Consider the following 24,568-nt stretch of genomic DNA (forward strand, 5'->3'; position numbering starts at 1 on the left):
ATGCCTCATATCCTTTCTATTCAAGTTCTTCTACAATGATCTGATCGTTCGTATACACACAGATTTCGCCCGCAGTTTCGAGTGATGCTCTTGCAATCTCTCTCGCAGACATCCCGGCGGCATGACGTTTTAACGCCCGGCCTGCGGCAAGGGCGTAGTTCCCGCCGGAGCCAATCGCAAGAATCCCGTCATCAGGTTCGATCACTTCGCCCGTTCCGGAAACGAGCAGAAGGCTGTCGGCATTCATCACGATCAGCATCGCTTCAAGCTTTCTGAGAATTTTATCGCTGCGCCATTCCTTCGCAAGCTCCACCGCCGCCCGCTGCAGATTGCCGTTGTACTCCTCAAGCTTCGCTTCAAACATTTCAAAAAGAGTGAAAGCGTCTGCAACAGATCCCGCAAATCCGGCGATCACTTTTCCGTTGAACAGCTTCCTCACCTTTCTTGCCGTATGCTTCATGACGACGGCCTGGCCGAACGTGACCTGGCCGTCTCCCGCCATGGCGCATTTTCCGTTATGGCGGATGGCAAATATCGTTGTTGCATGAAATGATGACATAAAAGAACCTCCTTTATTTCCCTTTATGAGCCCGGGGGTGATGAGACATATAAGTCTTTCTGAGCATGTCTTTCGATACATGTGTATACACCTGGGTGGAAGAAAGATTGGAATGTCCCAGCAATTCCTGTACACTTCGCAAATCGGCCCCCTCATTTAATAAATGAGTGGCAAATGTGTGGCGAAGCATGTGCGGATGTATATGTAACGTACCTGAAGTCTTCTTAACCAGCTCTTCCAAAATATAGCGGACCCCCCTTGGAGTGAGGGGGCCGCCCCTTTGATTCAAAAAGACAAAAGGGTTGGGCTCCTTTGCTTTTGAGAGGAGGATACGTCTTCCATTTTGAAAATATAGATCCAAAGCCTCGCGGGCATAGGAACCAAATGGAATATACCTCTGCTTTCTCCCTTTTCCGTGAACCAGTACCGTATCCAAAAACAGATCGACTTCAGATTCCTTTAAGCTGCAAAGTTCGCTCACCCGCATCCCTGTTGCATAAAGAAGTTCCAACAGCGCCTGGTTTCTTTGGCCAAGCGGTGTGTCCAAATCAGAAATTCGAAACAGTTCTTCAAGTTCTTTTTCATACAAAAACTTCGGAATCCGTTTATCCTGTTTCGGAAGACTGACAAGCTGAAACGGGTTGTCTTTTACTAATTTTTCCCTTAATAAAAATTTATAGAAGCTACGCAGAGCGGATATTTTCTTGCTGATCGTTCTGCGTGTGAGCCCTTTCTCATGTGCCTCCGTCAAAAAGATTCTTACGTCCGGATAGGTGACGTCCTCAAAACCTTTTATTCCCTGAACTTTTAAAAAGGTTTCAAATTCCTCAATCGACGAAATATAACCCACAATTGTATATTTTGAATAATTCTTTTCTATTTGTAAATATTCAATGAATAAAGTTAAAAAATTCTTAACATTTGCCATGACTCCACCTCGCCGAAAAGGGCTTTTAAATGTTATCACATAACAAGATGATCTGGCAATGAATAACTATAGTGTTTTCGCAATATTCCGAATCGTTTCCAAGGCACGCAAAGCGTACTGCTCATTTCGTTCCTGTTTATTTTTAATTTTAACGCCAAGATCCTTTAACAGCCCGAAATTCGCATTCATCGGCTGAAAGTTTTTCTTGTTTGTTTCCGTAATGTAGTGGGCCATGCTGCCGATTGCTGTTTCATTCGAAAACTCGACCAGTTCTTTACCCATGATGAGATGCGCGGCATTGATGCCGGCGACAAGCCCTGACGCTGCTGATTCCACATAGCCTTCAACACCTGTCATTTGCCCCGCAAAGAACAGATCGTCCCGCTGTTTAAACTGATATGTCGGCTTTAAAAGGCTCGGTGAGTTGATGAAGGTATTTCTGTGCATCACGCCGTAGCGGACGATTTCGGCCTGTTCCAATCCAGGGATCAGACGGAGCACCTCTTTTTGATCGCCCCATTTCAGGTGCGTTTGAAAGCCGACGATATTATAGAGGGTGCCTGCGGCATCATCCTGTCTCAGCTGCACGACCGCATACGGACGTTTTCCCGTTTTGGGGTCTTCAAGGCCCACAGGCTTCATCGGTCCGAAAAGCATCGTTTTTTTGCCCCGTTTGGCCATGACTTCGATCGGCATGCATCCTTCAAAAAAGATCTCTTTTTCAAACTCTTTCAATGGAACGGTTTCAGCTGATACGAGCGCGTCATAGAACCGGTCGAATTCCTCCTCTGTCATCGGGCAGTTCAGATAAGCGGCTTCGCCTTTGTCATAACGTGATTTTAAATATACTTTATCCATATCAAGGCTGTCCTTTTCGACTATCGGTGCAGCAGCATCATAAAAATACAGATAATCTTCGCCGGTCAGCCGCCGCAGCTGCTCTGACAGCGCCTCGGACGTCAGCGGGCCTGTCGCGATGATCGTCGGTCCTTCAGGGATTGATGTCACCTCTTCATTGATGACTGTAACATTCGGATGATTTTTCACCCTTTCCGTCACGTTCGCGGCAAACTCATGTCTGTCAACGGCAAGCGCTCCGCCGGCAGGTACTGAACACTCATCAGCCGCGGCGATAATCGCCGAGTCGAGAATCCGCATTTCTTCCTTTAATACTCCTACTGCATTCGTTAAAGAATTGGCGCGAAGGGAGTTGCTGCAGACAAGCTCTGCAAATTTATCGGTATGATGCGCCGGCGTCTGTTTTACAGGCCTCATTTCATAAAGACGGACGTTGATTCCCCGTTTGGCCAGCTGCCATGCCGCTTCGCTTCCGGCAAGTCCGGCTCCTATGACATTAACTGTTTGATTCATTGTTTACATCTCCTAATTTATGAATTGAATTGTTCTTTTAACACAACAAAGAAGGTGAGCAAAGCCCTGCTCACCGCTACTTTTGTTGTTCTTCCTTATAATCGCAGCCCGCGCATTGCACCTGAACGCCTTTTTTGAGCTTTTTCTCAACAAGCATGTCCCCGCATTTCGGACATTTGCGCTCAAGCGGTTTATCCCATGACACGAATTCGCATTCAGGGTAACGGTCACAGCCGTAAAAGATGCGGCGTTTTTTCGATTTCCGCTCAACGATGTTTCCGGTTTTGCAGGACGGGCATTTGACGCCGATTTCTTTGACGATCGGCTTCGTATTGCGGCAGTCGGGGAAATTGGAGCAGGCCATGAATTTGCCGTAGCGGCCCATTTTATACACCATCGGGTGGCCGCAATTCTCACAGTCGACGCCCGCATATTCGGGTTCGATTTCGACTTCCTGCATCTCGGCTTCCGCTTTTTCCACACGCTTTTCAAAGTCCTTGTAAAAGGAATCGATGATTTGCACCCATTGGATGTTCCCGTCTTCGACATCGTCAAGCTCTTTTTCCATTTTGGCCGTGAACTCGACGTTGATGATTTCCGGGAAAAACTCCATGATCAGTTCGAGTACGATTTCACCGAGCTCCGTCGGCAAAAAGCGTTTATTATCGAGCGCCACATATCCCCGTTTTTGTATGGTGTCCAGCGTAGGCGCGTAAGTCGACGGACGCCCGATGCCCAGCTCTTCAAGGGTTTTGACGAGCCTTGCTTCCGTATAGCGCGGAGGCGGCTGTGTGAAGTGCTGTTCAGGCTCAATGTCCTTGGAAAGAACGGTATCCCCTTCAGTTAAATCAGGGAGCATTTTGTTCTTTTCCTCCATTTGATCATCTTTGCCTTCAACATACACCTTCATAAAACCTGAAAATTTGACTTTACTGCCGTTCGCCCGAAATGTCAATCCGTTGTTTTCAAGGTCTACGCTCATCGTATCCAAAGTGGCCGGGGCCATTTGGCTTGCAACAAAGCGCTCCCAGATCAGCTTATAAAGGCGAAGCTGGTCTCTGCCCAATACAGCTTTCAGATCAGCAGGTTTCCTCAGCACTGAAGTCGGTCTGATGGCTTCATGGGCATCCTGGGCGTTTTCATTTTTTTTGGCAGGCTTTCGTTTGCTTCCCAAAAATTCTTTTCCGTAGTTTTTGCCGATAAAAGAAGCTGCTTCTTCTTGAGCAGTATTTGAGATCCGGGTTGAATCCGTTCTCATATAAGTGATTAACCCGACCGTTCCCTCTTTGCCGAGATCGATTCCTTCATATAACTGCTGGGCGATCATCATCGTTTTCTTCGCCCGGAAATTCAGCTTGCGCGCAGCTTCCTGCTGCAAGGTTGAAGTCGTAAACGGCAGAGCCGGGTTTCGTTTCCGCTCTTTTTTCGTAACCTTTGTGACTGCAAATTTGTTCCCTTTGATCTGTGAAAGGATTTGTTTTACATCATCTTCGCTTTTGAGCGGATGCTTCTCGCCCCGTATTCCGAAGAAGCTGGCTTCAAATGTTTCTTTTCCTTTTAGGAAAGAGCCTTCAATCGTCCAGTACTCTTCAGGCTTAAATTCGTTGATTTCTTTTTCGCGGTCAATGATCAAGCGGAGCGCGACAGACTGAACGCGTCCGGCGCTTAAACCTTTTTTGACCTTTTTCCATAAAATCGGACTGATTTTATAGCCGACAAGACGGTCAAGGACCCTTCTCGCCTGCTGTGCATCAACAAGATCCATATTGATCATGCGCGGATGCTTAAACGAATCTTTGATCGCGTCTTTTGTGATTTCATTAAATACGACGCGGCAGTCTGAATTTAAATCTAAATCAAGACTGTGGGCAAGGTGCCATGCAATGGCTTCCCCTTCCCTGTCGGGGTCGGCTGCGAGATAGACTTTTTTCGCTTTTTTCGCAGCCGTCTTTAATTCCTTCAGAACCGGACCTTTTCCGCGAATCGTAATGTATTTTGGTTCAAAGTTCCGCTCGATGTCAACTCCCATTTGGCTTTTCGGCAGATCTCTGACATGCCCCATCGATGCTTTCACTTTGTATTTTTTTCCTAAGTATCGTTCAATCGTTTTTGCCTTTGCAGGCGATTCCACGATGACTAAGTATTCGGACATAACATTATCCCCCTCAAGAGGTGTTCTCTCTCTTTTCAATTTAGCCTTTTTATTGTATTCAGCATAATCGTCGTTTATATAGTCTTTATTGTTAATGAAAGTGTCTGATTTTTATCCTTCTATATGATGAACGCCGATTAAAGCGTTTAAACTTGAAATCCTCACTATTATTAAATATTCGTATACGGTTTGTCAAACGATAATTCTAAACAGGATCCGTATATTGCACTTTAAAACCCGGAAGTTCGTCGAGAATGTCATCAATGCCGGCTACAAGTTTCGCCCCTTCCTGGATCAATCTGGCCGGGCCTTGGGAGTTCTGGTCAAAAATTGAACCCGGCACCGCAAATACCTCTCTTCCCTGTTCCAGCGCCTGATAGGCGGTAATGAGCGAGCCGCTTCTTTCTTTGCCTTGAATGACAACGATTCCTTCGGTTAAGCCGCTGATCAGCCGATTTCTCATCGGAAAGTGCCATTTTTGAGGTTTTATATGGGGAAGGTGCTCTGACACCAGCAAATGACTTTCCGCCATGTGCCGGGCAAGAAGACGGTTTTCACGGGGATATATGTGGTCGAATCCGCCGGCGATGACGCCGATCGTTTTTCCGTTTGTACGGATGGTCTCCTTGTGGGCAAGACCGTCAATCCCTTTTGCGAGCCCGCTGACGATCGTCCAGTCTTTATTGCTGAGCTCCCCGGCAAGGTGGCGGACAACGCTTTTTCCGTATGATGAAGGATCTCGGGTACCCACGATACCGATAAGGCGGTTTTCATTAAGAAACGTTTTCTTTCCTTTTAAAAAAAGAACGGGGGGCGGATCGTGAATCGTTTTCAGACAGGCTGGATAGTCAGGGGACGAAATCGCGATCATGCCGATTCCGTTATCGCTGTAGGTTTTTATCAGCCGTTTTGCTTTTGGAAGCTCTTTTTCGGCGAGCTTACGGATGGAGCTTGCACTGATCTTTTCATTTGACAGCTTTTTTAGAGGATGGGATGTTTCTTCTGAAAGCGATAAAGAAGGATCTTCCTTCCACCATTTGGATAACAGGGAAGGCGAAAGGATTCCGTACAGGCGGAGCAAAATCAACAGCTCGCTCTGATCATTCATTCAAAAACCTCCAGCTTGATTTTTCAGAAAAATAATTCTGTTTTTTGAAAGTATCATACGATATCTCCATGATGAAAAAAGCAGGAATAGACCATTCGGACTATTCCCGCGATATCGGCCGTCAATGAGTCTTGCAGGTCTCGTAAAGGCCTTTTTCCTTTAACACTTTAATGAGCGTCTCGCCCATGACTGAAGGTGTTTCCGCAACTTCGATTCCGCAGGCGTTCATCGTTTTGATCTTTTCGTCAGCCGTGCCTTTTCCTCCTGAAATGATCGCGCCGGCATGGCCCATACGCTTTCCTGGAGGCGCCGTTTTTCCGCCGATAAAGCCGACGACAGGTTTGGTCATGTTTGCCTTCACCCATTCAGCCGCTTCTTCTTCAGCCGTTCCGCCGATTTCCCCGATCATGATCACGGCATGTGTTTCAGGATCTTCATTAAATGCTTTTAACACATCGATGAAGTTCGTGCCGTTTACAGGGTCTCCGCCGATGCCGACTGCCGTCGACTGGCCGATGCCGGCTTCGGAAAGCTGATGAACCGCTTCATATGTAAGCGTTCCAGACCGCGACACAACGCCGACATGGCCTTTTTTATGGATATACCCCGGCATGATGCCGATTTTGCATTCCTCAGGCGTGATGACACCCGGACAGTTCGGTCCGATCAGCCGTGTTTTTTTGCCTTCCATAACCCGCTTCACTTTTACCATGTCAAGCACCGGAATGTGTTCGGTGATGCAGATGACAAGCTCCAGCTCCGCGTCCACGGCTTCCATAATCGCATCTGCCGCAAAAGCCGCCGGCACATAAATAACAGATGCAGTCGCTCCCGTTGCTTTTACCGCGTCTTCCACCGTATTGAACACAGGCACTCCTTCAACTTCTGTTCCGCCTTTGCCCGGCGTTACGCCGCCGACAATTTTCGTTCCGTATTCAAGCATCTGCTTTGTATGAAACAAAGCGGTTGAACCTGTAATCCCCTGAACGATGACTTTTGTGTCTTTATTAATAAATACACTCATTTTGGTCCCCTGCCTTTCTTACTTCACTAAGGATACGATTTTCTGCGCGCCGTCAGCCATTGATTCCGCAGACGTAATGTTGAGCCCTGAATCATCGAGGATCTTCTTGCCGAGATCCACATTCGTTCCTTCCAAACGAACGACAAGCGGCAATGTCAGCCCGACTTGTTTTGTCGCTTCCACAACACCTTCGGCAATCACGTCGCACTTCATGATGCCGCCGAAAATATTGACGAAGATCCCTTTGACATTTTGATCAGACAAAATGATTTTGAATGCCTCGGTTACCTTTTCGGCTGTTGCGCCGCCTCCTACGTCAAGAAAGTTTGCCGGTTCTCCTCCATAGTGTTTAATGATGTCCATGGTCGACATCGCAAGTCCCGCTCCGTTGACCATGCAGCCGATGTTTCCATCGAGTGAAATATAGCTTAAGTCATATTTTGATGCTTCTATTTCCTTTGGATCTTCTTCATCAAGATCCCTGTATTCCAATATGTCTTTTTGCCTGTATAGGGCATTGCTGTCGAAATTAAGCTTGGCGTCAAGCGCCATGACTTTCCCGTCACCCGTTACAACGAGCGGATTGATTTCGGCAATGGAACAGTCTTTTTCAACAAAAGCCCGGTACAGGCCCATCATGAATTTAACCGCCTGGCCGACCAGTTCTTTTGGAATATTGATGGCGAAAGCGATTTTTCTCGCCTGGTAGCTTTGCAGTCCGACAGCCGGATCAATGACCGTCTTGACGATTTTTTCCGGCGTTTTTTCGGCGACTTCCTCGATCTCTGTTCCGCCTTCTTCAGAAGCCATCAGCACGATGCGCGATGTCGCTCTGTCAAGAACAAGCCCGACATAGTATTCCTTTTTAATATCGCAGCCTTCTTCAATAAGTAAGCGTTTTATTTCTTGGCCATCAGGACCTGTCTGATGCGTGACAAGCGTTTTCCCCAATAACTCATCCGCATAGGCCTTTACTTCGTCTTTTGATTTTGCAATTTTTACCCCGCCTGCCTTGCCGCGGCCGCCTGCGTGAATTTGAGCTTTCACGACATAAACCGAGCTTGACAGTGATTCTGCTGCTTTGACCGCTTCATCAGCTGTAAATGCCACTTTACCTTCCGGAACAGCCACTCCGTATTTTCTGAGGACCTCTTTCCCTTGGTACTCATGGATATTCATTTCCCATCCTCCTAACTTATGTAGCAAAAATAAAAATAGACTGCGCTTTCATTTTATATAATCATAGAACGATTGTCTAGGTTTCGATGAGAAATCGTAAAATCCTTCTAAACATTCAAACTTTTATTTTATTGAAAATATAAAAATTAATAAAGGGAATGCCTTTTTCGCAAAGGTCATTCCCTCTTTTTCATTTTTTCATCCAATGTATAGATGAACGAAAAGATCTCGGCAACGATTTCATAAAGCTCTTCCGGGATATGATCGTCAAGCTCCAAATGGCGCATCAATTCGACAAGCGTCGGATCCTCCTGAATCGGAACACCGGCTTTTTTCGCTTCTTCAATGATCTTTTCGGCCGTAAGACCCGATCCTTTGGCAACCACTTTCGGAGCCTTGTCTTTCATTTCATCATAGTGAAGCGCGACAGCCCTTCTCAATAGAGATTCCTTCATATTTTCACATCCAGTACGCCTTCTGCAGCCTGTTCAAACTCACGTTCCAAAAACGGCGCGAGTTCAAGGCTCTCCCGCTTTTTCGCCGTAACGCTTGACAAGCTGTAGCCAAGCTCTTTCAGATTTTCTTTCAGACGGGGGATGAGAGGTTCAATGAGCGGCTCCAAATCAAACCCGGTCTCAATTGACACCGTCATGACGTTTTGCTGGATAAAGCAATCGACAACCGTTTCCTTCAGCCCCTCCAATTGCAGATAAAACATGAGGCGGCATTGGGAAGGGTCGATTTTTCCGTCATCCTTCTTTTTTCCCTTTAAGAAAACCGTCAAGTCCTGAACACCGTGCTTTGAAAAGAGAGGATACGAAAGAAAAAGCTGGCTTTGCGCTGACTGGTCCTGCTGCAGAAACAGCTGGCCGTTCAAGCGGTGAAACATCTGCTCAGCTTCCTGTTTGAGAGGCGCAGAAAGCTCCTGCGAATGCCTCGCCTCATTCAGTACCATTTTCAGCGAATGCAAACCTTGATCCTTTAATGCTCCTCCGTTTTCAATCGCTTTCATAAGCGTCAGCTCATCTTTGACGCCGAAAAGGTCTTTCGTTTTAATGAGAAGGGAGAGCACATCCGCTTTATTCGTCAAAGAAGGCGCTGTATCCCTGATAATATTCTGCAATATTTCCGCCTCTTTTTCCGACAATGCGCCCAGGCCGGCCGGAAGCCGCAAAGGCTGTTTCGCTTCAGCTGCTTTGATCCAGTTCACCGCTTCTTTGACGGCGTGTGTCCCGTTCTGTTCAGCCTGAGCGGCCAGTTTCGCGAGCAGTCCTTCTGCCGCAGCGGCTTCCGGCCCCTGCGATTTCGGCTGAACCGCTGCCGTTTCAGCTCCCGCCGGTTTGAACGGCGGCATTTGCTGAGGGAAATCCCGTTCGGCTGCAACAGCCGGCCGGAGAGGCTGGGCGGTCTGCTGCGGTTCTTTCGCCGCCGCTCCCGCCAGCTCTCTCAACGCCTGAACAACCTTTTCACCCTGAACATCGGTCTCCGCTTGTATAATCGACAACAGCGCTTGTTTCAGCTTCTCCAAACCAGCCGTCTGCTGCGGTTCTCTGCTGATCATGTCAAAGGCTTTGGCGATCTGGTTGTGCAGGGGAACCGGTTCTTTCACGGCCAAGATCGAATTCAGCACGCCCGGATGGATCGGGAGCTCGCGTTTCAGCGCGAACATAACGGCGTCCGCGCCTTTTTGCGCCTCTGCTTTCGGCAGATTTTCAAGCCATTTGACAGCGGCCTTTAAATCGTTTTCCCTGATGGGCTGCTGCTCTTTCAGCAGCGATCCGACCAGGAATAGGGCTTCCTTCGTTCTTTTCAATGAGAGACCGTTTAACAGCTTTACAGCTGCTTCCTGCATTGTCTTCGGATTTTTGTCAAAAGCCTCGACGACCTGGAGCCTGCCTGTCTGTTCACCCGGCTTCTTCTCATAGGAAAACCAGTAGTATGTATTTGCGGCAAGCGGTGTTTCCAGTTTTCCCTGCCATTTCGTATTGCCGATTTGGATTTCGGCGAACTCCCCGCTGATGAAACGGAGAACTTTGCCGAGCATCAGCCGTTTCTGGTCCGTCTCTGTCCCAGTCATCCGCTGGAGAGAATCCGACTTTTCAAATTGTTTAATCAAGCTGTTATGTATGTCGTTCAGCATCATCAGCATCCTGCCCCCTTTTCGGATTTATAAATAGGCTTGAACAGGGGCGAACGATCTTCGGTGAATGGGCGACGGTCCATATTTGGCAAGGGCTGCAAGGTGTTCCTTCGTGCCGTAGCCTTTATGGTTTTCAAATCCGTACAGCGGATATTTTGCAGCATATTCCTCCATAAGCCTGTCCCTCGTCACTTTGGCAATGCATGCGCCGGCAGCGATCGATGCGCTTTTCGCGTCTCCTTTTATAATCGATGACTGCTTTGTTTCCAAAGGAAGTGACATCGCGTCTATTAACAAATAATCGGGAGCTGCGGACAGCGCTTGAACAGCTTTTATCATCGCCAGCTTTGATGCCTCGTAAATATTCACTTCATCAATCCTGGCTGCATCCGCTATTCCGACGCCGACAGCAAGCGCTTCTTCCATTATGAACGAATAGTAATCTTCCCTTTTCTGCTTTGACAGTTTCTTGGAATCCGTCAAACCCAATATCTCGCAGTCTTCTTTTAAGATGACGGCGGCGGCCACGACCGGTCCTGCCAAAGGGCCCCTGCCGGCTTCGTCGATCCCCGCAATATACCGATAGCCCTCTGCCTTCAGCGACCGCTCAAATGCCGTCATCGCTTGCCATGCTTCCCGCATGGCCGAAAGCCTTTGGTTTTTCTTCAGCCATGCGTTGATGAGCGCCTGAACGCTTTTCCGCTCATCTTGTTTGCACTGCTCGATAAAAGGGTCGTATTCATCTTTCACCGATTGAAGATGTTCTTTAATTTCCTTTACGGTTAATGTTTTCACTTTCACTTCTCCCCTATGTTTCTTATCGGCGCTTCTCCTATAAAAATAAAGACCCGCCTCTTTTAAAGCGCGCCTTTTTAGTCTGCAGGCTTTTCAAAAGAGAGCGGGCCGAATTTTTCAGTGCGGATATCCCTGATGATGACTTCTGTCGTTTTATCGTAATTAATCTCGCCGCCTGCCATGAGACAGCCGCGTTTTTTGCCGATCTCATCAAACAGCTCTACGATCTCTTCCGGAATTTCCGCTAAATCATAGCGCTTTTTTAAGCGTTCGGGATAGTGCTCTTCCAAAAAGCGCAAGCCGAAAACCGCGACATCCTGCAAATTGATGATCGAATCTTTTATCGCGCCCGTTGCCGCCAGTTTTAATCCGACGAGCTCGTCCTCAAACTTCGGCCATAAAATACCCGGCGTATCGAGGAGCTCAAGCTCTTTTCCGACTTTTACCCATTGCTGTGCAGTCGTCACTCCGGGCCTGTCGCCGGTTTTCGCAATATTTTTTTTTGCGAGCCGGTTGATCAAAGTCGATTTTCCGACGTTTGGAATGCCGACGATCAATGCCCGGATCGCCCGTGGTTTCACGCCTTTTGCTTTCATTTTATCAAATTTTTCTTTGAGCAGCTCTTTTGAGGCCGGCAAAATTTGATTTAAGCCCTGTCCGTTGACAGAGTTGATCGCAAGCGAGGGAATCCCGTCGGCCTCAAAATGTTTTTTCCACTCGTTTGTCACCGCGGAATCCGCTTTATCCGCTTTATTGAGCAGCATGATTCTCGGTTTGTTTTTGAGGATGTCCTCAATCATCGGATTCCTCGAAGACATCGGGATTCTGGCGTCTACCAGTTCATATACAATGTCGATCAGTTTAAGCTTTTCCGTTACTTCCCGCCTTGCCTTGGCCATATGCCCGGGAAACCATTGAATTACCATGTGACGGACACCTTCCTTCTGTTACTGCTATCTTTTAAAAGGCAGAATGATTTTATACTTCTTTTACAAAAAAAGAGCTTGTTATGGTTAACAAGCTCTTTTCGTTCGTTATCATTATCGTCTGATTTCTTTAATACGAGCCGCTTTTCCACGAAGTTCACGCAAGTAATAAAGTTTCGCACGGCGTACTTTACCATGACGGACAACTTCGATTTTCGCGATTTTTGGTGTGTGTAATGGGAATGTACGCTCAACTCCGACACCGTAAGAAATCTTACGAACTGTGAAAGTTTCGCTGATTCCGCCACCACGACGCTTAATCACAACACCTTCAAAAACCTGAATACGCTCACGGTTACCCTCGACAACTTTCACGTGTACACGGAGAGTGTCGCCAGGACGGAACGCAGGCAAATCAGTGCGCAATTGTTCTTTTGTGATTTCTTCAATCAATTTTTGCATCGTCTTCAACTCCTTCCAACAGATGCTCTTGGGCTCATATCGGCACAGCGGAACATCGTTTTCAAACTCAAACGGAAACCCCGTTCAAGTCACAAGTAGTATCATACCATACCTTTTCCCGCCATGCAATAGAATCTAGCTGTTTTCCCATTCTGAAATCCATTTTCTTTCTTCATCTGACAATGGATAATGCTCGAGAAGGTCAGGTCGCCGCAAAAATGTCCGTTTGAGAGACTCTTTCCGCCTCCACTCTTTTATTTTTGCGTGATTTCCTGATGTGAGGACCTCCGGGACCTTCCATCCTTTATAATCCGCCGGCCGCGTGTAATGCGGGTGTTCGAGCAGCCCTGTGCTGAAAGAATCCTCAAGGTGCGACTCTTCCTTGCCAAGCACTCCCGGCAGCAGCCTGACGACGCTGTCGGCTATCATCATAGCCGGCAGCTCTCCGCCCGTCAGAACGAAGTCTCCGATTGAAATCTCGTCTGTGGCAATGTGCTCTCTGATCCGTTCATCATACCCTTCATAATGGCCGCAAATAAACATTAAATGATCCTCTTTTGCGAGCTCTTCCGCCTTTTTCTGCGTATAGCGCTCGCCTTGGGGGCAGACAAGGACGATTCTCGGGGATGTTCCGGCTTCGGCGGTCAGCTTTTCGACCGCATCAAAAACGGGCTGCGGCTTCAACACCATCCCCGCACCTCCGCCGTATGGATAATCGTCGACCGTTTGATGCTTATTGTGGGAATACGCCCGAAAATTCACCACATGAAAACGGACGGCGTTCTTTTCCTGGGCTTTCTGCAGAATGGATGAGCCCAGCACACCTTCAAACATCTCCGGAAAAAGCGTTAAAAAATCAATTCTCATTCGTCAAGTAATCCTTCCATGATATGAATCTTGATCGTTTTGTCTTTGATGTTGATGTTTTTGACGACGGCGTCGATATAAGGGATCAGCGCGTCTTTTTTCCCCGGGCGCCCCACGACCCAGACATCGTTTGCACCGGGGGTTAAAATTTCTTTGACTTTGCCGATTGGATCTCCTTCTTCTGAGAAAACGTCACAGCCGATGATTTCATGAAAGTAATATTCGTCTTCCGCCAATGGGCTTAATTGGTCTTCGGGAACTTTAATCAAAGCGTTTTTTAATGTTTCGGCTTCCGTTAAAGTGGAGATCTCTTTGAATTGCAAAAGATGAAACTGTTTGTGAAGCCTGTGCGAGCCGACGGTCACCTGAACGGGCTCATCCTTTCCTTCCATGAACAAATAGAGCGTGTTTCCCGGCTTGTACCGTTCTTCGGGAAAGTCGGTTTTGGAAATCACGCGAACTTCACCTTTTACTCCATGAGTATTAACAATTTTCCCTACATTAAACCATTGTTTCTGCATTTCTTCACCTCGGACGAATTTCAATGACGATTCCGTCTTTAATCACAATTGTTTTACCTGCTGTCACATCATGCCAATTGTCGCCAACTTCAATGTCCATTAAAGCTTCAATCTCTTTTTCTTTCACTTCGCTGCCAAGCGGGAGCGTATGGATCTGATTGATTTGAAATGCGATCATTTTGATTTTATCCTGGCGCTTTTCAATCTCTTTTTTGAATGATTCGGTTGCCGCCGGATTGTGGTGCTCTTTTTCGTGTTTTCTGAGCTGAAAATAAAGCTGATTGCATTCGCGCTCAAGGATTTCTTTTCTTTCTTCAAAAGAAGCCAACAGCTTTTTTTTGCTGTTTTCGGTTAAAACCTGCATGACGGTAACACGTTGGATAATCTGCATGGCATCATCACCTACTGTCCCGTGATTTTTCCTTCCCTGACATCTGGCGGCATGGCGTTTAGCCGGCCATCCGGAATCGTTCATCTGTTTCTATTTTTCTCTCATGATAAAAAAGGGGGAGGTTTTCACCCTCTCCCCTTAGTCTGCGATCTCTAGTTGAACTTTCTTAGAAGACTGTGCGCCGGCCGCAAATACGACGGAACGTATCGCTCTTGCAGTCCGCCCTTTTTTTCCGATGACTTTACCGGTATCCTCTCTGTTGACAGAAAGGCGGAACATGATCCGCTGATCATTTTCTTCTTTTAATACCTGGATATCATCCGGGTGATCCACAAGCGGTTTGACCAATGATACAATCAGTTCTTCCAAGTGCAGATCACTCATTACTTGCTTTGTTTAGCGTTGTGGAATTTTTCCATAATGCCTTCTTTTGAGAAAAGGTTGCGAACCGTGTCAGACGGTTTAGCCCCTGTTTGAAGCCATTTCAGCGCAAGCTCTTCATCGATTTTCACTTCAGCCGGTTTTGCCACCGGGTTGTAAGTTCCGACTGTTTCGATGAAACGGCCGTCACGCGGTGAACGAGAATCTGCTACAACAATACGATAGAAAGGAGATTTTTTAGCTCCCATACGTTTTAAACGAATTTTTACTGCCATTTTACTAGCACCTCCGAAAATATTTCAACAAGATAGTATATTAACAATGATAAAAGTGTTTGTAAAGTGTTTTTTCTTAACAACGGTTTTATCATGTGAAAACAGGTTTACATGAAGGGCAATTTAAATCCTTTTTTCTTCCCTTTTGTCATGTTTGTCATTTGCTTCATCATTTTTTTCATTTCTTCAAATTGCTTTAAAAGACGGTTGACTTCCTGGACGGATGTTCCGCTTCCTTTCGCAATCCGCTTGCGCCTGCTGGCATTGATGATTTCAGGCTGCTCTTTTTCTTTTCCTGTCATCGATTTGATGATCGCTTCCACGTGGCTGAGCTGTTTTTCGTCAACCTTGACGTTTTTTAAGCCTTTCATTTTGCCTGCGCCTGGCATCATTTGGATCAGTTCATCAAGCGGTCCCATATTGCGGACTTGCCCGAGCTGTTCCAAAAAGTCGTCAAGGGTGAAGCTCATCGTTTTCATTTTTTGCTCAAGCTCTTTCGCCTTTTCTTCATCCACATTGGCCTGGGCTTTTTCGATCAGAGTGAGCACATCGCCCATTCCGAGAATCCTCGAAGCCATCCGCTCTGGATGGAACGGCTCAAGCGCGTCAAGCTTTTCGCCGAGACCGGCAAATTTGATCGGCGTATTTGTCACGGCGCGGATCGACAAGGCCGCTCCGCCTCTCGTATCGCCGTCCAGCTTTGTGAGGATGACGCCTGTCACACCAAGCTGCTCGTTGAAGCTTTTGGCGACGTTTACCGCATCTTGCCCCGTCATGGAATCGACGACAAGGAAAATTTCGTCCGGCTGACTTGTTTCTTTTACCTTTTTCAGCTCATCCATCAGCTCTTCATCAATATGAAGACGTCCCGCCGTGTCGATGATCACATAGTCGTGGTGGTCTTCTTTCGCCTTTTCGATCGCCTGCTTGGCAATATCGACAGGGCTGACCTGGTCTCCGAGCGAGAACACCGGCATATCGAGCTGCCTGCCGAGCGTTTCCAGCTGTTTGATCGCAGCCGGGCGGTATATATCCGCCGCCACGAGCAGCGGGTTGCGGTTATGTTTTTTGCGCAGCAGGTTGGCAAGCTTGCCTGTCGTCGTCGTTTTACCGGCCCCTTGCAAACCGACCATCATGATGACGGTAGGCGGGCGTTTTGCAGCGGCGATTTTGCTTTCTTCGCCGCCCATCAGTTCGGTCAGTTCTTCTTTGACGACTTTAATGACCTGCTGTCCGGGCGTCAGGCTTTTCATGACATCCTGTCCGACGGCCCGTTCGCTCACCTTTTTCACAAAATCTTTGACGACTTTAAAGTTGACGTCCGCTTCAAGGAGCGCCAAACGGACTTCGCGCATCATTTCTTTGACGTCTTGTTCCGTTACTTTTCCTTTTCCGCGGATTTTAGAAATCGTTTTCTGCAGTCGGTCGGCTAATCCTTCGAATGCCATTTTTCAGTGCCGCCTCCTAATCTAATTTCTCAAGCGCGTCTATGAGCTGCGCCGCTTCAGGCTGACCGGAAGTCAGCTCTCTGAGCTGCTCGAAAATCTTTTTGCGCTCTTGAAATTTTTTAAACAAAAGTAGCTTTTCTTCATATTGCTCAAGCATGGCTTCCGTCCGTTTAATGTTATCATAGACCGCCTGTCTTGAGACATGATATTCTTCAGCTATTTCGCCAAGGGAGAAATCGTCCAAATAGTAAAGCGACATGTAGCTTTTTTGTTTTGATGTCAACAACGACTGATAGAAATCAAATAAGTAATTCATTCGCGTTGTTTTTTCAAGCGTCATGAGACTCTCCCCTTTGTTAAGTCAAATCCCTTTACGATACATTAGTTTACGCTGATTTTTTTCATCTGTCAAGTTTTTATCTTGTCATGATTTCTTGCTGCTCTTTTTAAAAGACCCCTCTTTTGAAGAGGGGGGAACGCTACTCGGCTTTCTCGATCAAATCGGAAAACAGGCCGTATACATATGACTCGGCTTTAAACGGCTGGAGGTCGTCCATTTTTTCTCCGAGGCCGACAAACTTGACGGGAATCCGCAGTTCGTGGCGTATGGCAAGGACGATTCCGCCTTTTGCCGTTCCATCAAGCTTTGTCAGAACAATCCCTGATACATCCGTCGCCTTGGAAAACTCCTTCGCCTGTGTCATCGCGTTTTGGCCTGTTGTGGCATCCAAAACGAGCAGCACTTCATGAGGCGCATCAGGCACCTCGCGCTGTATGACCCGCTTTACTTTTTCAAGCTCCTTCATCAGGTTCACCTTGTTTTGCAGACGCCCCGCCGTATCGCACAGCAGGACATCGGCGCCGCGCGCTTTGGCGGCTTGGACGGCATCATAGATGACGGCCGCGGGATCTGAGCCTTCAGCCTGCTTGACCACATGGGCGCCGACCCGCTCTCCCCACACTTCAAGCTGATCGATCGCACCGGCGCGGAACGTGTCCCCGGCCGCAAGGACAACGTTTTTGCCTTCCTTTACAAACTTATGGGCGAGCTTGCCGATCGTCGTCGTTTTACCGACGCCGTTGACGCCGACAAACAGGATGATGTTCAAACGGCCGTCTTCTACATGGAGCTCGGAAACTTCCTGCTCCCCGCCTTCATAAATGTCGACAAGCTTTTCCGAAATGACGGACTGAACCTCTTTCGGATCCTGAATGTTTCTCAGTTTGACCTCGCGCTTCAGCTCGTCAATCAGCTCCATCACCGTTGACACGCCGACATCTGCCCCGATCAGGACTTCTTCAAGCTCCTCGAAAAAGTCTTCATCCACTTTCCGGTAGCGGGAAACAAGTTCATTGACGCGCTCTTGAAACGAGTTTCTCGTTTTGGCGAGCCCTTCTTTAAATTTTCCTGAGACTGAATCGGTCTGCTTTGTGATTTTCTCTTTCAATTTTTTAAAAAAGCTCATGACTGGTAACCTCGCTTTATTGAACTAATTCTTTCGTTTCTTCAAGCTTGACGGAGACAAGCTTGGAAACGCCTGATTCCTGCATCGTCACACCGTAGAGAACATCGGCTTCTTCCATTGTTCCTTTTCTGTGCGTAATGACGATAAATTGTGTTTCATCGCTGTATTTTTTCAAATACTGAGCAAAGCGGAACACGTTCGCTTCATCAAGCGCAGCCTCAACCTCATCCAGCACGCAGAACGGAACCGGTCTGACCTTGAGGATCGAAAATAAGAGGGCGATCGCCGTCAACGCCCGTTCTCCGCCGGAAAGAAGGCTTAAGTTTTGCAGCTTTTTCCCTGGCGGCTGTGCGATAATATCGACGCCTGACTGAAGCAGATCGTTCGGATCGGTCAGCCTCAGTTCGGCTCTGCCCCCGCCAAACAGCGCGCGGAAGACATCCTCGAAATGGGAGCTGATTTGTGCAAACGTTTCTGAGAAGCGCTTCGTCATCTCCTCATCCATTTCCTCGATAACTTGAAATAGCGTATTTTTCGCTTCTAGCAAGTCGTCTTTCTGCTCGGTCAGGAACGTATAGCGTTCATTGACCCTTTCATATTCTTCAATGCTGCCGAGGTTGACGGTGCCCAGTTCTTCGATCGCCAGCTTGATCAGCTTGACCCGTTTTCTCGCTTCCTCAGGGGCGAGCTCAAGCGGATATTTTTCTTTGGCTCCTTCAAATGACAGGCCGTATTCCTCCCGCAGGAATGAAAGCAGATTGTCAAGCTCTACTTCCATGCGGCCGAGCTTGACTTCCTCGTCTTTTAAGAGGCCTGCCATTTGTTTATACAGGCGCTTCATTTCTTTCAGCTCCAGCTCTTCGGTTTCAAGACCTTTTTGCAGCTTCATCCGCTGCTCCCTTCTTGATGCGATGAGCTCTGCCGTTTTATTTTTATCGTTCAGCTTCTGTTTGGCGGCTTCTTCTAGCTTTTCCTCGCCGCTTGAATTCGATGACATCTCATTTGTCAAAAAGGAGAGATCTTCTTTTGCAATCTTCAGCGCTTCGTCATTTTCGGCAAACTCTTCTTCCAATCTGGCGAGCTTCTCCCGTTCGTTTGCACAGGACTGCTCGGTTTTGGCCAGGACGACCTTCAGATCGGTGAGCTCGCTTTGCAGCGTCTCCTTTGTCGAGGTTTGCGTCTGTTTTCTTTCCGTCAGACTCTCGATTTCGCCGTCCAGCGCTTTTAAGTTTTCAGAAATGGCGGCAAGCTTTTCTTCGAGCTCTTTTTTTCTTTGTTTCTTTTCCTCGTCCTCTTTGAGGAGAGCCGATTTTTCCTGATCGTAAATCTCCAGATGGCTGTTGACGTTTTTCTCGGCGAGCTCGAGCTCATACAGGCGCCCTTTTATCTCCTGCTGTTCCGCTCTTAAACGCTCCCCGTCTTCACGCAGTGCCTGAAGCTCTCTTTCAAGCTTCTGAATCGCTTGTTTTAAGCTTTTGACTTCGCTCTCGAGCGCTTCTGTCTTGTCTTCCATTACCTGAAGGCGTTCTGTGACAGCTTCAAGCTCTCTGTTCCGGCCTAAAAGCGAACTGTTCTTCTTTTTGACGGCTCCGCCTGTCATCGATCCGCCCGGATTGACGACATCCCCTTCAAGCGTAACGATTCGGTATCTGTGGCCAAGCCGTTTGGCAAGATCATTGGCTCCTTTTAAGTGCTCTGTGATCAGCACGGTCCCCAGCAGATTTTGCACAGCCGTCCTGTACGCCGGGTCAAATGAAACAAGCTCGCTTGCAATCCCGATATAGGACGGGTTTTCCTTTGCCGCCTCGATGTCGCGGGGCTGAATGCTCCGCTCTTTGATGACGGAAAGGGGAAGAAATGTCGCCCGGCCTGACGAATGCTGCTTCAAATACTGAATCGCCCGTCTAGCCGCATCTTCGTTTTCAGTCACGATATGCTGGGCAGAAGCGCCCAACGCGATCTCAATCGCCGTCTCATACCTTTCGTCCGTCTTGATCAGTTCGGCGATTGCCCCGTGAATGCCCGGCAGTTCGCTTCTGGCTTTTAATACTTCTTTGACGCCTTGGTAAAACCCGGAAAAATCCTCCTGCATCGCTTCAAGCATCTCTTTTTTCGATCGCGCCTGCTGCACGTATTGATAAGCCTGGTAAAGGGCCGATTCTTTCTTCTCGTATTCGTTTTTCTTCAGTTCATAGTTTCTTTGCGCATCCCGGTATGCTTTGATTTGGTGTTCGAGGCGCTCCTCGAACAGGCTGAATTCGTGTTCGGCTTTTGCCTTTTGTTCGTCGAGCTCCCGGCGTTCGCTTAAGTATTTTTCATTGTTTTCCGCAAGGCGTTTCTGCACAGCCGCGGATTGGGACATTTGATCCTCCAAAAACTGAAGCTCATTTCGGAGTGATGCCTGTTCATTCAGGAGTTCAAAATAATCGCTTTTCAGCTGTTCGATTTCCTCTTCTACATTTTCGCTGTAGACCGAAAGCGCCTGTGTTTTTTCCTTGAGCCGCTTTGCGAGATCCTTTACTTCGCCCTGCAGTTTTTCAAATACGAGCTTTTGCGCGGCGATGTTTTCTTTTAAGGTTTTTTCCTTTTCTCCGCGCTGGGCGATTGTATCTTCAAGCTGGGCCCTGTTTTGGCTTGCGTTCTTTTTCCGCTCTTTCAGCACTTCTTTCCTGCCCTCAAGCTTTTCCAGCTCTTCGCTTGTCAAAAGGAGGACCTGCTGAAGCTCATCAACCGACTCGTCGAGGGCCTGGATTTTATCCCTTGTGTCTTCAATTTTGGCTTCCTTTGCCTGGATAGCCGATGAAGCGGCCATTTCCTCGTCTTTCGCTTTTTCGACCTTTTGACTGAGCGCCTCCCATTTTTGGTGAAGCTCTTCAATATCAAACGCCGTCAAAGCGATTTCAATTTTTTCAAGCTCGTCCTTTTTTTCAAGGTAATCCCTGGCGATCGACGCCTGCATCTTCAGCGGCTCGACCTGCCCTTCAAGCTCATGGAGGATGTCTTCGACACGGTTCAAATTGTCCTGTGTTTCAAACAGCTTGTTTTCCGCTTTTTTCTTTCTCGTTTTATATTTTAAAACACCGGCCGCTTCCTCAAAGATGCTTCTCCGTTCTTCAGCCTTGCTGCTTAAAATCTCTTCGACCTTCCCTTGGCTGATGATCGAAAACGCTTCTTTGCCAAGACCTGAATCCATAAAAAGATCGATGATATCTTTCAGGCGGCACGATTGATTATTGATAAGAAATTCGCTTTCCCCTGACCTGTATACCCTCCGCGTCACACTGACCTCATGAAAGTCGATCGGCAGAAAGCGGTCGTCATTATCAAGCGTCAGCGTCACTTCGGCAAGGTTCAGCTTTTTACGCGAGTCGCTTCCGGCAAATATGATATCTTCCATTTTGCCGCCCCGCAGCGATTTGGCGGACTGCTCCCCCAGCACCCAGCGGATCGCATCCGTAATGTTGCTCTTTCCGCTTCCATTCGGGCCGACGACGGCTGTCACACCCTTAACAAAATCTACAGAAATTCGTTCTGCGAACGATTTAAATCCTATTACGTCCAGACGTTTGAGGAACATCCTGATCCTCCTTATGTATTAAAGTATTACAATTCTATCATACCTCAGATAAAAGGCGTAAATATATCGAAATCCCCCTGAAATCGGCAAGGGGGATTTACTGTTTCATATGGTGTTTTTGCAGCTTTGCAAGTGCTTCCTGAGCGGCATGCTGTTCAGCTTCTTTTTTGGAACGGCCGCTTCCCACCCCAAGCACTTCTCCTTTTAGCGATACGTTTGCTTCAAATTCGCGGTTGTGCGCCGGACCTTTTTCCTGAAGGATCTTGTATTCCAAAGTGCCCCGTCCATCGCGCTGTACAAATTCCTGCAGCTGACTTTTAAAATCCATCACATGAGAAAAAGCACCATCATCGATTTTAGGGAAAACGTACGCTTTCAGAAAGGCTACAACAGAGTCAAGCCCCTGATCGAGATACAGCGCGCCGATAAAGGCTTCAAACACGTCTGCCAAAAGGGCCGGCCGCTTTCTTCCGCCCGTCATTTCTTCCCCTTTTCCAAGAAGAACAAGCTCTCCGAAAGACAGCTCATGGGCGAGAGAAACCAAAGAAGGCTCGCAAACGATCGCCGCTCTCAATTTTGTCAAATCGCCCTCGCTCATCGCCGGGTATTTGGCATACAAAAATTGAGAAATCGTCAGCTCCAATACAGCGTCTCCTAAAAATTCAAGCCTTTCATTATCTTCATACGGCTTCTTCCGATGCTCATTCACATAAGATGAATGTGTAAATGCTTGATATAAAAGCTTTTCATTTTGAAATTGAACCGAAATCCGTTCTTGAAACTTTTTAAACTGCTCCGCTTTCTTTTGAACCATTTTCCTGTCTCTGAAATGTGAATGTTTTGACATAGCAACCTCCATATGGGCACATCAGGTTCACCTCACCTCCTATTAGAAAAAGGCAGGCTCGTATTTCATTCGGCAAAACATTAAACTAAAGCCGCATGTATAAAGGGATAAAGCCCCGTCTTTAAACGGGACTTTAAATGAGCTTACTGCTTACTATTTATGTAGTTCACAGCGTCACCGACTGTTGCAATCTTTTCAGCATCTTCGTCAGAAATTTCCATATCAAACTCGTCTTCAAGTTCCATGACAAGCTCAACTACATCCAGGGAATCAGCGCCTAAATCCTCTTTAAAAGAAGCTTCAAGAGTGACGTCAGCTTCATCTACGCCAAGGCGGTCTACGATGATTTTTGTTACACGCTCTAATGCGTCTGCCATAGCTATTCACCTCCCCTCAAGTATTATAGTTGATTCGTTTTAAAAAAACCATAGATAATTCAATTTTTGGCTTTGTTTATACCATGACCATTCCGCCGTCGATATTCAGCGTCTGACCGGTCATATAGCGTGATTGGTCGGAAGCAAGGAAGACAACGACGCTGCTGATATCTGAAGGCTCGCCAAAGCGGGCAAGCGGAATCTGCTTCAGCATTTCGTCTTGAATGTCACTTGTCAGCTTGTCCGTCATTTCCGTTGAAATGAATCCCGGTGCGATCGCATTGACGGTAATGTTTCTGGAAGCAAGCTCTTTTGCCAATGTTTTCGTCAAGCCGATCACGCCTGATTTCGCCGCGACATAGTTGGCCTGTCCGGCGTTTCCAACGACGCCGACAACGGACGCCACATTGATGATCCGGCCGCTTCTTTGCTTCATCATCTGTCTTGTCACGGCTTTGGCACAGTTGAATACACCTTTTAAGTTTATGTTAATGACATCGTCCCATTCACTTTCTTTCATTCTCATGAAAAGATTGTCTTTTGTAATGCCGGCATTGTTGACGAGGATGTCAATGGAGCCGAAACGCTCGATCGCCTGCTTCATCATCGCCTGAACCTCATCCGCATTGGAAACATCGGCCTTGATCGCAAACGCATCGCGGCCGAGCGCTTTGATTTCATCGACGACTTCATTCGCTTTCGCTTCATTCCCCGCATAATTGACGACGACGTTCGCGCCGTTTTTCGCAAGATCCAGCGCGATCGCGCGGCCGATTCCTCTTGAAGCTCCGGTAACAACGGCTGTTTTATTCTCAAGCATGGTCGTTTTCCTCCTTCAATGTTTGAACAGCGAGTTCAATCGTATCCGGGTCGGATACAGCAATCGTTTTGACTCTGCGGTTCACTTTTTTGACGAGACCTGACAGCACTTTTCCAGGCCCGATCTCGATGAATGTCGTCACACCTTCGTCGATGAGCCTGCTGATCGATTCTTCAAAGCGGACAGGTGAGTAGAGCTGTTCAATCAGTTTATGTTTAATTTCATCTTTGTCTGTCACAATGTCGGCGGTCACATTTGAGATCACCGGGATGGACGCATCCTTAATGCTGCATGCGTCAAGGACTTCGCGCAGCTTTTCAGCGGCAGGCTTCATCAGCTCGGAATGAAACGGACCGCTGACTTCAAGCGGAATCGCGCGTTTCGCGCCGTTTTCCTTTGCAAGCTCTGACGCGAGCTCTACGCCCTTTGCTGTCCCTGAGATGACGATTTGTCCAGGACAGTTCAAATTAGCCAGCTGAACAAGGTTCCCTTCTTCTGACACTTTGTCGGTCACTTCTTCCAATGCTTTGCCGTCCATGCCGAGAATGGCGGCCATCGCTCCTTCGCCGGCAGGAACTGCTTCATTCATAAATTCGCCGCGCTTTCTGACGGCGTAGACGGCGTCTTTAAACGACATCGCCCCGGCCGCAACTAAAGCCGTGTATTCGCCGAGACTGTGGCCCGCCGCAAAATCGGCTTCAATGCCGTACTCCTTTAACTTTTCGAGAGCGGCGATGCTGGCCGTTAAAAGGCTCGGCTGCGCATTGTATGTAAGGGTCAATTCTTTTGCGTCTCCTTCAAACATAAGAGCGCTCAAATTTGCTTCAAGCGTTTCATCAGCTTCTTCAAATATCCGTCTCGCTTTCGGCTCTTTCTCATACAGCTCCCGGCCCATGCCGATATGCTGAGATCCCTGGCCCGGGAATAGAAAAGCAATCTTACCCATGATGTAAA

General features: G+C 47.6%; 25 protein-coding genes. All 25 read right to left on the minus strand.

The features are described from left to right. Positions 1-16 precede the first annotated feature (16 nt). The gene (hslV, locus tag BTR1S_RS02775; protein WP_029418510.1) at positions 17-559 is read right to left on the minus strand and encodes an ATP-dependent protease subunit HslV; all 543 of its coding nucleotides are present in this window, start codon (positions 557-559) and stop codon (positions 17-19) included. Between the two features lie 13 nt (positions 560-572). Then, a complete protein-coding gene (gene xerC, locus BTR1S_RS02780; RefSeq protein WP_006638183.1) occupies positions 573-1,487 on the minus strand; it encodes a tyrosine recombinase XerC in 915 nt (304 codons plus the stop codon). 66 nt (positions 1,488-1,553) lie between these two features. After that, positions 1,554-2,858 carry an FADH(2)-oxidizing methylenetetrahydrofolate--tRNA-(uracil(54)-C(5))-methyltransferase TrmFO gene (gene trmFO / locus BTR1S_RS02785; protein WP_006638184.1) on the minus strand — a complete coding sequence of 435 codons (1,305 nt, stop codon included), beginning with the start codon at positions 2,856-2,858 and terminating at the stop codon, positions 1,554-1,556. A gap of 76 nt (positions 2,859-2,934) precedes the next feature. Continuing rightward, on the minus strand, positions 2,935-5,010 hold the full coding sequence (topA, locus tag BTR1S_RS02790; protein WP_029418511.1) for a type I DNA topoisomerase: 2,076 nt from the start codon (positions 5,008-5,010) through the stop codon (positions 2,935-2,937). 205 nt (positions 5,011-5,215) lie between these two features. After that, a complete protein-coding gene (gene dprA, locus BTR1S_RS02795; protein ID WP_006638186.1) occupies positions 5,216-6,118 on the minus strand; it encodes a DNA-processing protein DprA in 903 nt (300 codons plus the stop codon). Positions 6,119-6,239: 121 nt separating this feature from the next. Continuing rightward, on the minus strand, positions 6,240-7,142 hold the full coding sequence (gene sucD / locus BTR1S_RS02800; protein ID WP_006638187.1) for a succinate--CoA ligase subunit alpha: 903 nt from the start codon (positions 7,140-7,142) through the stop codon (positions 6,240-6,242). A gap of 18 nt (positions 7,143-7,160) precedes the next feature. Next, a complete protein-coding gene (gene sucC / locus BTR1S_RS02805; RefSeq protein ID WP_006638188.1) occupies positions 7,161-8,321 on the minus strand; it encodes an ADP-forming succinate--CoA ligase subunit beta in 1,161 nt (386 codons plus the stop codon). A gap of 176 nt (positions 8,322-8,497) precedes the next feature. After that, positions 8,498-8,776 carry a FlhB-like flagellar biosynthesis protein gene (locus BTR1S_RS02810; RefSeq protein WP_006638189.1) on the minus strand — a complete coding sequence of 93 codons (279 nt, stop codon included), beginning with the start codon at positions 8,774-8,776 and terminating at the stop codon, positions 8,498-8,500. Then, positions 8,773-10,461, minus strand: coding sequence for a hypothetical protein (locus tag BTR1S_RS02815; RefSeq protein ID WP_255265700.1), 1,689 nt, complete (start codon positions 10,459-10,461; stop codon positions 8,773-8,775). The genes BTR1S_RS02810 and BTR1S_RS02815 overlap by 4 nt, the downstream gene beginning before the upstream one ends. A 27-nt stretch (positions 10,462-10,488) precedes the next feature. Continuing rightward, entirely contained in the window at positions 10,489-11,256 is a 768-nt protein-coding gene (gene rnhB / locus BTR1S_RS02820) for a ribonuclease HII (protein WP_006638191.1), read from the minus strand. Positions 11,257-11,333: 77 nt separating this feature from the next. Next, positions 11,334-12,182, minus strand: a complete 849-nt coding sequence (gene ylqF / locus BTR1S_RS02825) for a ribosome biogenesis GTPase YlqF (RefSeq protein ID WP_006638192.1) — start codon at positions 12,180-12,182, stop codon at positions 11,334-11,336. A 114-nt stretch (positions 12,183-12,296) separates the two neighbouring features. Beyond that, positions 12,297-12,644, minus strand: a complete 348-nt coding sequence (rplS, locus tag BTR1S_RS02830; protein WP_003181728.1) for a 50S ribosomal protein L19 — start codon at positions 12,642-12,644, stop codon at positions 12,297-12,299. A gap of 135 nt (positions 12,645-12,779) precedes the next feature. After that, entirely contained in the window at positions 12,780-13,511 is a 732-nt protein-coding gene (trmD, locus tag BTR1S_RS02835) for a tRNA (guanosine(37)-N1)-methyltransferase TrmD (RefSeq protein WP_029418513.1), read from the minus strand. Next, the gene (rimM, locus tag BTR1S_RS02840) at positions 13,508-14,032 is read right to left on the minus strand and encodes a ribosome maturation factor RimM (RefSeq protein WP_006638194.1); all 525 of its coding nucleotides are present in this window, start codon (positions 14,030-14,032) and stop codon (positions 13,508-13,510) included. Before rimM ends, trmD begins: the two co-directional genes overlap by 4 nt. A 4-nt stretch (positions 14,033-14,036) precedes the next feature. Further along, positions 14,037-14,423 (minus strand): YlqD family protein, encoded by a 387-nt coding sequence (locus BTR1S_RS02845; RefSeq protein WP_006638195.1) that lies wholly within the window; start codon positions 14,421-14,423, stop codon positions 14,037-14,039. Positions 14,424-14,561: 138 nt separating this feature from the next. After that, positions 14,562-14,807 (minus strand): KH domain-containing protein, encoded by a 246-nt coding sequence (locus tag BTR1S_RS02850; protein WP_034325770.1) that lies wholly within the window; start codon positions 14,805-14,807, stop codon positions 14,562-14,564. Then, on the minus strand, positions 14,807-15,079 hold the full coding sequence (rpsP, locus tag BTR1S_RS02855; protein WP_006638197.1) for a 30S ribosomal protein S16: 273 nt from the start codon (positions 15,077-15,079) through the stop codon (positions 14,807-14,809). Before rpsP ends, BTR1S_RS02850 begins: the two co-directional genes overlap by 1 nt. Before the next feature lie 107 nt (positions 15,080-15,186). Continuing rightward, positions 15,187-16,527: a signal recognition particle protein gene (gene ffh / locus BTR1S_RS02860; protein WP_006638198.1), complete on the minus strand. Its 1,341-nt coding sequence runs from the start codon at positions 16,525-16,527 to the stop codon at positions 15,187-15,189. 16 nt (positions 16,528-16,543) lie between these two features. Then, on the minus strand, positions 16,544-16,867 hold the full coding sequence (locus BTR1S_RS02865) for a putative DNA-binding protein (protein WP_006638199.1): 324 nt from the start codon (positions 16,865-16,867) through the stop codon (positions 16,544-16,546). A gap of 139 nt (positions 16,868-17,006) precedes the next feature. Beyond that, positions 17,007-17,993: a signal recognition particle-docking protein FtsY gene (gene ftsY / locus BTR1S_RS02870; RefSeq protein WP_006638200.1), complete on the minus strand. Its 987-nt coding sequence runs from the start codon at positions 17,991-17,993 to the stop codon at positions 17,007-17,009. 16 nt (positions 17,994-18,009) lie between these two features. After that, positions 18,010-21,570 (minus strand): chromosome segregation protein SMC, encoded by a 3,561-nt coding sequence (gene smc, locus BTR1S_RS02875; RefSeq protein WP_006638201.1) that lies wholly within the window; start codon positions 21,568-21,570, stop codon positions 18,010-18,012. Positions 21,571-21,667: 97 nt separating this feature from the next. Beyond that, positions 21,668-22,417 (minus strand): ribonuclease III, encoded by a 750-nt coding sequence (rnc, locus tag BTR1S_RS02880; RefSeq protein WP_006638202.1) that lies wholly within the window; start codon positions 22,415-22,417, stop codon positions 21,668-21,670. A 143-nt stretch (positions 22,418-22,560) separates the two neighbouring features. Further along, positions 22,561-22,794, minus strand: coding sequence for an acyl carrier protein (gene acpP, locus BTR1S_RS02885; RefSeq protein ID WP_003181706.1), 234 nt, complete (start codon positions 22,792-22,794; stop codon positions 22,561-22,563). 76 nt (positions 22,795-22,870) lie between these two features. Continuing rightward, the gene (gene fabG, locus BTR1S_RS02890; RefSeq protein WP_029418514.1) at positions 22,871-23,614 is read right to left on the minus strand and encodes a 3-oxoacyl-[acyl-carrier-protein] reductase; all 744 of its coding nucleotides are present in this window, start codon (positions 23,612-23,614) and stop codon (positions 22,871-22,873) included. Next, the gene (fabD, locus tag BTR1S_RS02895; protein ID WP_029418515.1) at positions 23,607-24,560 is read right to left on the minus strand and encodes an ACP S-malonyltransferase; all 954 of its coding nucleotides are present in this window, start codon (positions 24,558-24,560) and stop codon (positions 23,607-23,609) included. The genes fabG and fabD overlap by 8 nt, the downstream gene beginning before the upstream one ends. Between the last annotated feature and the right edge of the window lie 8 nt (positions 24,561-24,568).

The organism is Bacillus sonorensis NBRC 101234 = KCTC 13918 (genome assembly GCF_001592005.1).
GTDB classification, from domain to species: Bacteria; Bacillota; Bacilli; order Bacillales; family Bacillaceae; genus Bacillus; species Bacillus sonorensis.

Bases quoted from the DNA above. Each gene is read 5' to 3' on its own strand.
- hslV (WP_029418510.1), bottom strand. From the start codon at position 559: ATGTCATCATTTCATGCAACAACGATATTTGCCATCCGCCATAACGGA.
- xerC (WP_006638183.1), bottom strand. From the start codon at position 1,487: ATGGCAAATGTTAAGAATTTTTTAACTTTATTCATTGAATATTTACAA.
- trmFO (WP_006638184.1), bottom strand. From the start codon at position 2,858: ATGAATCAAACAGTTAATGTCATAGGAGCCGGACTTGCCGGAAGCGAA.
- topA (WP_029418511.1), bottom strand. From the start codon at position 5,010: ATGTCCGAATACTTAGTCATCGTGGAATCGCCTGCAAAGGCAAAAACG.
- dprA (WP_006638186.1), bottom strand. From the start codon at position 6,118: ATGAATGATCAGAGCGAGCTGTTGATTTTGCTCCGCCTGTACGGAATC.
- sucD (WP_006638187.1), bottom strand. From the start codon at position 7,142: ATGAGTGTATTTATTAATAAAGACACAAAAGTCATCGTTCAGGGGATT.
- sucC (WP_006638188.1), bottom strand. From the start codon at position 8,321: ATGAATATCCATGAGTACCAAGGGAAAGAGGTCCTCAGAAAATACGGA.
- BTR1S_RS02810 (WP_006638189.1), bottom strand. From the start codon at position 8,776: ATGAAGGAATCTCTATTGAGAAGGGCTGTCGCGCTTCACTATGATGAA.
- BTR1S_RS02815 (WP_255265700.1), bottom strand. From the start codon at position 10,461: ATGCTGAACGACATACATAACAGCTTGATTAAACAATTTGAAAAGTCG.
- ylqF (WP_006638192.1), bottom strand. From the start codon at position 12,182: ATGGTAATTCAATGGTTTCCCGGGCATATGGCCAAGGCAAGGCGGGAA.
- rplS (WP_003181728.1), bottom strand. From the start codon at position 12,644: ATGCAAAAATTGATTGAAGAAATCACAAAAGAACAATTGCGCACTGAT.
- trmD (WP_029418513.1), bottom strand. From the start codon at position 13,511: ATGAGAATTGATTTTTTAACGCTTTTTCCGGAGATGTTTGAAGGTGTG.
- rimM (WP_006638194.1), bottom strand. From the start codon at position 14,032: ATGCAGAAACAATGGTTTAATGTAGGGAAAATTGTTAATACTCATGGA.
- BTR1S_RS02845 (WP_006638195.1), bottom strand. From the start codon at position 14,423: ATGCAGATTATCCAACGTGTTACCGTCATGCAGGTTTTAACCGAAAAC.
- BTR1S_RS02850 (WP_034325770.1), bottom strand. From the start codon at position 14,807: ATGAGTGATCTGCACTTGGAAGAACTGATTGTATCATTGGTCAAACCG.
- rpsP (WP_006638197.1), bottom strand. From the start codon at position 15,079: ATGGCAGTAAAAATTCGTTTAAAACGTATGGGAGCTAAAAAATCTCCT.
- ffh (WP_006638198.1), bottom strand. From the start codon at position 16,527: ATGGCATTCGAAGGATTAGCCGACCGACTGCAGAAAACGATTTCTAAA.
- BTR1S_RS02865 (WP_006638199.1), bottom strand. From the start codon at position 16,867: ATGACGCTTGAAAAAACAACGCGAATGAATTACTTATTTGATTTCTAT.
- ftsY (WP_006638200.1), bottom strand. From the start codon at position 17,993: ATGAGCTTTTTTAAAAAATTGAAAGAGAAAATCACAAAGCAGACCGAT.
- smc (WP_006638201.1), bottom strand. From the start codon at position 21,570: ATGTTCCTCAAACGTCTGGACGTAATAGGATTTAAATCGTTCGCAGAA.
- rnc (WP_006638202.1), bottom strand. From the start codon at position 22,417: ATGTCAAAACATTCACATTTCAGAGACAGGAAAATGGTTCAAAAGAAA.
- acpP (WP_003181706.1), bottom strand. From the start codon at position 22,794: ATGGCAGACGCATTAGAGCGTGTAACAAAAATCATCGTAGACCGCCTT.
- fabG (WP_029418514.1), bottom strand. From the start codon at position 23,614: ATGCTTGAGAATAAAACAGCCGTTGTTACCGGAGCTTCAAGAGGAATC.
- fabD (WP_029418515.1), bottom strand. From the start codon at position 24,560: ATGGGTAAGATTGCTTTTCTATTCCCGGGCCAGGGATCTCAGCATATC.